The organism is Saccharothrix sp. DSM 118769 (assembly GCF_052936295.1).
Genome location: NZ_CP193627.1, coordinates 3112921 through 3120141, shown reverse-complemented (window position 1 = coordinate 3120141; position 7221 = coordinate 3112921). Strand labels below are relative to the sequence as shown.

Here is a 7221-nt window from a genome sequence, read left to right as displayed (position 1 = left end):
CCCGCTCCCGTCGCTCAGTCGGACGCGGGGCCGGACGCGGGGCCGAACAGCTCCCGCTCCAGCAGTGCGGCCAGTTCTTCGAGGGTGGGGTGCTCCCACAGCGCGTCGTCGGCGAGCACGACGCCCAGGTCGTCCTCGACCTCGGCGGCCAGGGCGATGGCGGTCACCGAGTCCAGGCCGTACTCCGCCAGCGGCACGGCCGGGTCGAGCCCGGCGGGCGGGACCTTCACGTGGGGTGACACGACGGCGGTGAGCCGGTCCAGCAGCTGCTCCGCCGAGATCGGGCCGGACGGCCGTCGGGCGCCGGTGGTCGTCATGCCCCCTCCCCGGAGTCCCCGCGGGCCAGGTACCGCTCCCGCATGAGCGAGCGCTGGATCTTGCCGCTGCTGGTGCGCGGGACGCCGCCGGGCGGCACCAGCACGATGTCCGAGGCGGACACGCCGAACTCCCGCGCGACCGTCGTCTTCATGGCGACGGCGAGCGCGGCCAGCCGTTCCGGGTCCGTCTCCCGGGCCTCGTGGGCGACGACCAGCTCGTCCGGTCCCGGCTCGCCCTCGGTGGTCCCGCCGGCCGGCACGCAGAAGGCCGCGCCCACGTTGCCCAGCTCGGGGTGGCGCGCCCGCAGCTCGTGCTCGATGTCCTGCGGGTAGAGGTTGCGGCCCCGCACGATCAGCACCTCCTTGAGCCGTCCGATGACGTACAGCTCGCCGTCGTGGTGCACGCCGAGGTCGCCGGTCCGCAGGAACTCGGTCGGGTCGTCCGGGCTGGTGGCGCGGAAGACGCGGGCGGTCTCCGCCTCGTTGAGCCAGTAGCCGCCCGCGACGCTGTCGCCGCGCAGCCAGATCTCGCCCACCCGGTTCGGCGGGAGCGGCGCGCCGGTGTCGGGGTCGACCACGCGCACCTCGGCCGCGGAGACCGGGGCGCCGCAGCTGACCACGGACCGCGCGGGCGCGCCGGGCCGGGCGGGGGTGAACTCGCCCCGGCCCAGGGCGACGTCGTCCACGCGCAGGACCTGCGGCGCGCGGTCGGCGGTCGCCGAGGTGAACACCGTCGACTCGGCCAGGCCGTAGAGCGGGACGAACGACCGCTCGCGGAAGCCGGCGGCGGCGAAGCGCTTGGCGAAGTCGGTCATGGTGGCCATGCGCACCGGTTCGGAGGCGTTGATCGCGTACTCCCAGCCGGACAGGTCCAGTTCGGCCACCCGCTCGGGGTCCACGCGGCGCACGCACAGGTCGTAGGCGAAGTTCGGCGCCGCCGAGCAGGTGATGCCGTAGCGGCCGATGGCGTCGAGCCAGGACCACGGGTCCCGGATGAACGCGGGCGGGGTCATCAGCACGTCCGCGGTCCCCGCCAGCAGGGCCGGGACGAGCTGCATGATCAGGCCCATGTCGTGGAACATCGGTATCCAGCCGCCGAAGCGCGGCGGGGTGCTCCAGCCCAGCGCGGCGCCGAACGCGTGCGCGTTCGCCAGCAGGTGGCCGTGGCGCACCACGACGCCCTTGGGCGAGCCGGTCGAGCCGGAGGTGTACTGGAGCAGCGCCAGGGAGTCCTGGTCGGTGCGCACCGGCCGCCAGTCCGCGGGGTCCGCGTACCCCCCGGCGTCCGTGACGGTGATGTCCACTTCGGACAGGTGCAGCTCGGCGACCCAGTCGCGCACCGCCCTCGCGCTCTCCGAGTCGGTCAGCGCGAGGCGGACCCCGGCGTCGGCCGCCACGGACCCGGCCCGGCGGCGCTGGACCTGCGAGCCCCCGGGCGGGGGGACGACCACCGCGGCGACGCCGGCGTAGAGGCAGCCGAGGAACGCCGCGACGAAGTGCCGGTTGACCGGGTACAGCAGCATCACCCGGTCGCCGGGCGCGCACCGCTCGCGCAGGTGGGCCGCGACGGTGGCGGCCCGCTGGTGCAGCTCTCCGTAAGTCCACGAGGCGGACGGCCCGTCGGGGCCGCTGCCCAGCACGTCCACCACGGCGAGGGCCCCGGGGTCGCGCTCGACGTGCCCGAGCACCACCTCCGCCACCCCCGTGCCTCCCCTGATCCACTCGCGCACCCGCGCACCGCCTTCCGCCCCGGACCCAGAGTGGCCGAGCTTAGGCGGGAAACGCGCCCGGAAAAGTGCCGGCGAAGACCTTTCAAGGAGGGCTTAACAAGCCAGGAAAACAGGGAACCCGCAGCTCAAGGTCAGTGCGGAAAATACCCGGCGCGCCATTCGCGCGGACGTTAAGCCGTCGCTGAAAATCCACCGGCGCGCTTGACCGCCCCAATGCCGCGACCAGACAGTGGCACCCATGTCCAGTCCACCGCAGGACTTGGCCCGGTTCGTCAGCCGGGACAGCAGGCCGGACCCGTACCCGGTGCTGCGCCGCCTGCGGGAAGCGGGCCCGTTCACCACCGACGACGGCGTCGTCCCCGTCAGCGGCTACCACGACTGCCGGACCCTGCTGCGCCACCCGGCGATGAGCAGCGAGCGCGAGCGCGCCCGCCAGTCGCCCACGCGCCGCGGTCCGCGCACGCGCAACTTCCTGCACCTGGACCCGCCGGACCACACCCGGTTGCGCGGGCTGGTCGCCAAGGCGTTCTCCCCCAAGGTGGTGCAGGCCCTGCGTCCGCGGATCAGGGAGCTGGCCCACGGCCTGCTCGACGAGGCCGCCGACCGCGGCACCTTCGACGTGGTGGCCGACTTCGCGCACCCGCTGCCGGTGCGGGTGATCTGCGAGCTGCTGGGCGTGCCCTACGCCGACCGCCGCGACTTCCTCCGGTGGTCGGCCCACCTGTCCGCCGCGCTGGAACCGCCGCTGCCCGGCCTGCGCACCCCCGAGGTCGGCGCGGAGGCGGCCCGGGCGCGGGCGGCGTTCGTCGCCTACTTCCGCGACCTGCTGCGCCGGCGCCGCGACGAGCCGGGCGACGACCTGGTGTCCGGCCTGCTGAGGGTCGAGCAGGAGAGCGACCGGCTCAGCGAGAGCGAGCTGCTGGCCACCTGCGTGATGCTGGTCAACGCGGGCCACGAGACGACCGTCAACCTCATCGCCAACGGTGTCCTGGCCCTGCTGCGCCACCCCGCGCAGCTGGCCGAGGTGCGCGACGACCCGGAGCTGGCGTGGGCCGCGGTGGAGGAGGTCCTGCGGCACGACGCGCCGGTGCAGCTGGTCACCCGGGTCGCGACCGCGCCGCTGTCGGTCGGCGGCGCCCCGGTCGAGACCGGCGACCTCGTGCTGGTGCTCCTCGCCGCGGCCAACCGGGACCCGGCGGCGTACCCCGACCCGGACCGGTTCGACCTCCGGCGGGACCGGTCCACGCCGTCCCTCGCGTTCGCCGGGGGCCCGCACTTCTGCCTGGGCGCGGGCCTGGCCCGGTTGGAGGCGGCGATCGCGTTCGAGCTGTTCGCGGACCGCGTCGTGGCCCCCCGGCAGGCCCGGGACACCGTGGAGTACAAGCCGAACGTCACCCTCCGCGGGCCGCGCGCGCTCGACGTGGAGTTCGACGCCATCCGCCCCGCGCGCCCCGAGCCGGGAGTGGGACGTGCGAGCCGAAGATCCGGCTGACGACATCGGGCGGCAGTTCGCCACCTGGGTCTCCGGCCCCGGTTTCACCTGCCTGGCCGCCAGGGCGGCGCTGCGCCGCGGCACCCTGACCCTGCGGGTGTACGGGGACCTGACGTCGGCGGCCGACGACGAGCGCCTGCACGCCGACCTGGTCGACTTCGCCGCGGGCATCCCGGACGAGCGGACGGCCCTGGCCGCGTTCTGCGCGGTGTTCCGCGCACCGGGGCGCGGCTCGGAGGAGGCGTTCGAGCGGGACCTGTGGGAGCGGCTGACCGCCCTGCGGCGGGTCGACGCGCGCGAGTTCGGCTGGGCGGGCGACGTGTCCTCCGACCCGGGGTCGCCGCACTTCGGCTTCAGCGTCGCCGAGCACCCGTTCTTCGTCGCGGGCCTGCACCCCGGCGCGTCCCGGGTCTCCCGCCGCTTCGCCTACCCGACCCTGGTGTTCAACTCGCACCGGCAGTTCCGCCGGCTCAGGCAGACCGGGGCGTACGCGGGGTTCCAGCGGCGCATCCGCGCGCTGGAGGTCGCGTTGCAGGGCGGGATCAACCCCATGCTGAGCGAGCACGGCACGGCCTCCGAGGCCGGGCAGTACTCGGGCCGGGTCGTCGGACCGGAGTGGCGCTGCCCGTTCCGGTCCGACGACTGAGCCGACGACCCGCCCGGGTCAGGCCGCGCCCCACACGTCGGGGAACAGCCGCTTGGCCGCGGCGCGCCACAGGTAGGCGGGGCCGTCGGAGCCGCCGGTGCCCCGCCGCCCGCCGAGGAAGCGCTCGGCGAGCCCGGCGTGCCTGGCCCGCCACACCACGAAGGCCTCGTCGAAGTCCAGCAGCGCCGCGCGGACCCGGGCGACGCCGGGGTCCGCGTGCCCGCGGTGCTTCACCAACCCCTCGTAGGCGTCGGCGACCGACTGCTCCGTCAGCCGTCGCCGCAACCGGTCGCGCTCGGCCTCGCTGAAGCCCTTGGTGGTCAGGGCCCGGGTGTCGCGCAGGCCGCAGGCGTACTCGATCTCGCGGAACTGCGCGGACTGGATGCCGCTGGCCGAGCCGAGCGCGGTGCGGATGCCCTCGAAGTCGGCGGGCGTGAGCGTGGTGAGCGCGTCGAACTGGGCCACCAGGACGCGCACCACCGAGGGCAGCCGCTCCAGCCAGCCGGCCGCCGCGTCCGCCTCGCCGTCGCGCAGGGCGCGCGCCGCGGCGTCGAGGTGCCGCAGCACCAGGGCGAACCACAGCTCGCACGCCTGGTGGGTCACCAGGAAGAACATCCGTTCCGGCGAGCCCTCGTGCACGTGGGCGGACGCCAGCAGCGGCTCCAGCCGGAGGATGTCGCCGTACACCTGGTCGGTTTGCGGTGCGTCGGGCATGTCTTCCCGTCCCCGTCCGTGTGGAGAGTCAGTTCAAGCGGGCCGAGACGGCGTCCTTGAGGACGAGCCGCCCGTCCGTGAAGCAGAGCCGGTGCACCGGGATGTCCGACTCGAAGAGGTCGCCGTCGCGCGTGCGGTAGTGCTCGCACCGGGAACCGGGGGGCGCGGGCGGGCCGGCCACCTCGGTCACGGCCACCTGGCGCGCGGGCAGGAGCCCCGCGACGTCCGCGCGCGCCTGCCCGAGCGCGAGGCCGTCGAAGGTCCCGGGGGCGAGGACCGTGTCGTCGGTGGTGTCGGCGAAGTAGGCCATCATCAGGCTGAGCAGCACCACGACGGCGGCCAGCGGCGGCACCACGGCCGCGGCCAGGCCGCGGCTCCGGCGAGCCGGGGCGTCGCCCGGCGGCGGCGCCTTCGGCAGGTCGCGCCCGGTGCGCGGGAACCGGGCGCGGACGACGAACCCGCCGTCCCGGGCGCCGGAGTCGAAGGCGCCGCCGAGCCCGGCGGTGTGCTCGGCGAGGGCGGCCAACCCGCTGCCGCTGCCGCGCACGCGGTCCGGTCGCCCCGCGGGCGGCGCACCGGTGTGGACGGTGACGTCCGTGCCGTCGACGGCGGTGCGCAGCCGCACCCGCACCCGGGCCCCCGGCGCGTGCTTGCCGGCGTTGGTGAGCGCTTCGCGCACCACCAGGCGCACGGCCTGCTCCACCGGTTCCGGCGGCTGCTCCGCGCCGTCCCGGCGCAGCTCGACCGCCATGCCCGCCCGGCGCGCGGCGTCGACCATGGTCGCCACGTCGTCGGGCACCGGCGCGCGGGCCGCCACGTCGTCGGTGCCGTCGTCGGTGCCGCCGTCCGCGCGCAGCACGCCGATCACGTCGTGCAGGCGCTCGACCGCGCCCTGCGCCACCTCGCGCAGTTCGCGCGCCAGCTCGCGCACCCGGTCGTCCCGGGTGCCCGCCACCTCCAGCAGGCCCACGCGCATGGCGAGCAGGCTCAGGTCGTGGCCGAGCTGGTCGTGCATGTCCTGGGCGATGCGCCACCGCTCGCGCAGCCGGGCGCGCTCGGCGACCTCGCGCTGCCTGCGCTCCAGGTCCACCGCCCGCTGCCAGCCCGCGGCGACCAGGTCGCCCTGCACGCGCCGGTGGCGGCCGATCAGCCAGGGGGTGATGGACAGCGTCAGCAGCGGCACGGTGCGCAGCGCGGTCCCGGCGTCGGGCAGGACGAGCAGCGTCGCGGTGCCCGCCACGACGATCCCGGCGAAGGTGTAGAGCGCCCGCCGCTCACGGGCGTCGTGCCTGCCGACCAGGTAGGACAGTGCGAACAGGGCGGGGAGGAACCAGGCGTCGAGCACGCTCAGCGCGGCGACCGCGCCCAGCGCCGCCGGCGGCAGCGCGCGGACCAGCACGACGGCGGCGGCCAGCGGCACCAGGGCGGCGACCCGCCACTCCCAGGGCAGCGCCACCGGCCCGATCGGCGAGCCGAGCAGCACCAAGGCCGACAGCAGCGCCCAGAGCACCGCGTCGGCGACCGCTGCCCGTCGATCCCGGTACCGCGCGGCGACTCCGATCACGGGCCCGACCCTACCGGCCCCCGGTCCGGGAACCGTGCACGCTGTGCGACCATGCAGCCGCACCGGGTCAGCGCGGGAAATCGGGGGGTGGCCGTGATCAGGGTGGTCCTGGCGGACGACGAGGCGAGCGTGCGCGCCACCGTGCGGGCGATCCTGGAGACGGACCCGGGTGTCGAGGTGCTGGCCGAGGCGGCCGACGGCCGCGCCGCGGTGGACCTCGTGCTGCGGCACCGGCCCGACGTGGTGCTGCTCGACGTGCGGATGCCCGAGCTGGACGGGTTGTCCGCCGCGGCGGAGATCCGCCGCAGCGCCCCGGCCACCGCGGTGGTCATCCTCACCACCTTCGGCGAGGACGACTACATCTCCCGCGCCCTCGGCGACGGCGCCAGCGGGTTCCTGCTCAAGGCGGGCGACCCGCGCGAGCTGCTGGCCGCGGTGCGGGCGGTCGCCGACGGCGCGGCGTTCCTGTCGCCCCGCGTGGCGCGGCGGGTGATCACCAGGCTCAGCGGTGACCGGCTCTCCAGGTCGGTCGTCGCCCGCAAGCTCACCGACCAGCTCACCGCCCGGGAGCGGGAGGTGCTGGCGCTGCTGGCCGCCGGCCGGTCCAACGCCGAGATCGCCAGGGCGCTGTCCCTGGTCGAGGGCACGGTGAAGACGCACGTGAGTTCCATCCTGAACCGGCTGGGGGTGCGCAACCGGGTGGAGGCGGCGATCCTGGGCTACGAGGCGCAGCTCGTCGACGGGGACCGCTGACGCGC

7 protein-coding genes are annotated in these 7221 nt (G+C 75.7%); 3 read left to right on the top strand and 4 right to left on the bottom strand.

Translation table 11 applies throughout. The annotated features are described in order from the left end of the window. Positions 1-14: 14 nt before the first annotated feature. Both ACRAKJ_RS14135 and ACRAKJ_RS14130 read right to left on the bottom strand, forming a co-directional pair. The gene (locus tag ACRAKJ_RS14135) at positions 15-317 is read right to left on the bottom strand and encodes a phosphopantetheine-binding protein (RefSeq protein ID WP_438920862.1); all 303 of its coding nucleotides are present in this window, start codon (positions 315-317) and stop codon (positions 15-17) included. Then, on the bottom strand, positions 314-2047 hold the full coding sequence (locus ACRAKJ_RS14130) for an AMP-binding protein (protein WP_438920861.1): 1734 nt from the start codon (positions 2045-2047) through the stop codon (positions 314-316). Before ACRAKJ_RS14130 ends, ACRAKJ_RS14135 begins: the two co-directional genes overlap by 4 nt. Positions 2048-2285: 238 nt before the next feature. Here ACRAKJ_RS14130 and ACRAKJ_RS14125 point away from each other — a divergent pair, with 238 nt between their 5' ends. Next, positions 2286-3539, top strand: a complete 1254-nt coding sequence (locus ACRAKJ_RS14125; RefSeq protein ID WP_438920860.1) for a cytochrome P450 — start codon at positions 2286-2288, stop codon at positions 3537-3539. Continuing rightward, positions 3517-4185, top strand: a complete 669-nt coding sequence (gene gntA, locus ACRAKJ_RS14120) for a guanitoxin biosynthesis heme-dependent pre-guanitoxin N-hydroxylase GntA (RefSeq protein WP_438920859.1) — start codon at positions 3517-3519, stop codon at positions 4183-4185. Before ACRAKJ_RS14125 ends, gntA begins: the two co-directional genes overlap by 23 nt. Positions 4186-4203: 18 nt before the next feature. Here gntA and ACRAKJ_RS14115 read toward each other — a convergent pair whose 3' ends face one another. Together ACRAKJ_RS14115 and ACRAKJ_RS14110 are read right to left on the bottom strand one after the other, a co-directional pair. Then, a complete protein-coding gene (locus ACRAKJ_RS14115; protein ID WP_438920858.1) occupies positions 4204-4899 on the bottom strand; it encodes a tryptophan 2,3-dioxygenase family protein in 696 nt (231 codons plus the stop codon). A gap of 28 nt (positions 4900-4927) precedes the next feature. Further along, positions 4928-6463, bottom strand: coding sequence for a histidine kinase (locus ACRAKJ_RS14110; protein WP_438920857.1), 1536 nt, complete (start codon positions 6461-6463; stop codon positions 4928-4930). Positions 6464-6556: 93 nt separating this feature from the next. Between ACRAKJ_RS14110 and ACRAKJ_RS14105 the strand changes: the two genes are divergently transcribed. Next, positions 6557-7216, top strand: a complete 660-nt coding sequence (locus ACRAKJ_RS14105; RefSeq protein WP_438920856.1) for a response regulator — start codon at positions 6557-6559, stop codon at positions 7214-7216. Positions 7217-7221: the final 5 nt, after the last annotated feature.

Bases quoted from the DNA above. Each gene is read 5' to 3' on its own strand.
- ACRAKJ_RS14135 (WP_438920862.1), bottom strand. From the start codon at position 317: ATGACGACCACCGGCGCCCGACGGCCGTCCGGCCCGATCTCGGCGGAG.
- ACRAKJ_RS14115 (WP_438920858.1), bottom strand. From the start codon at position 4,899: ATGCCCGACGCACCGCAAACCGACCAGGTGTACGGCGACATCCTCCGG.
- ACRAKJ_RS14125 (WP_438920860.1), top strand. From the start codon at position 2,286: ATGTCCAGTCCACCGCAGGACTTGGCCCGGTTCGTCAGCCGGGACAGC.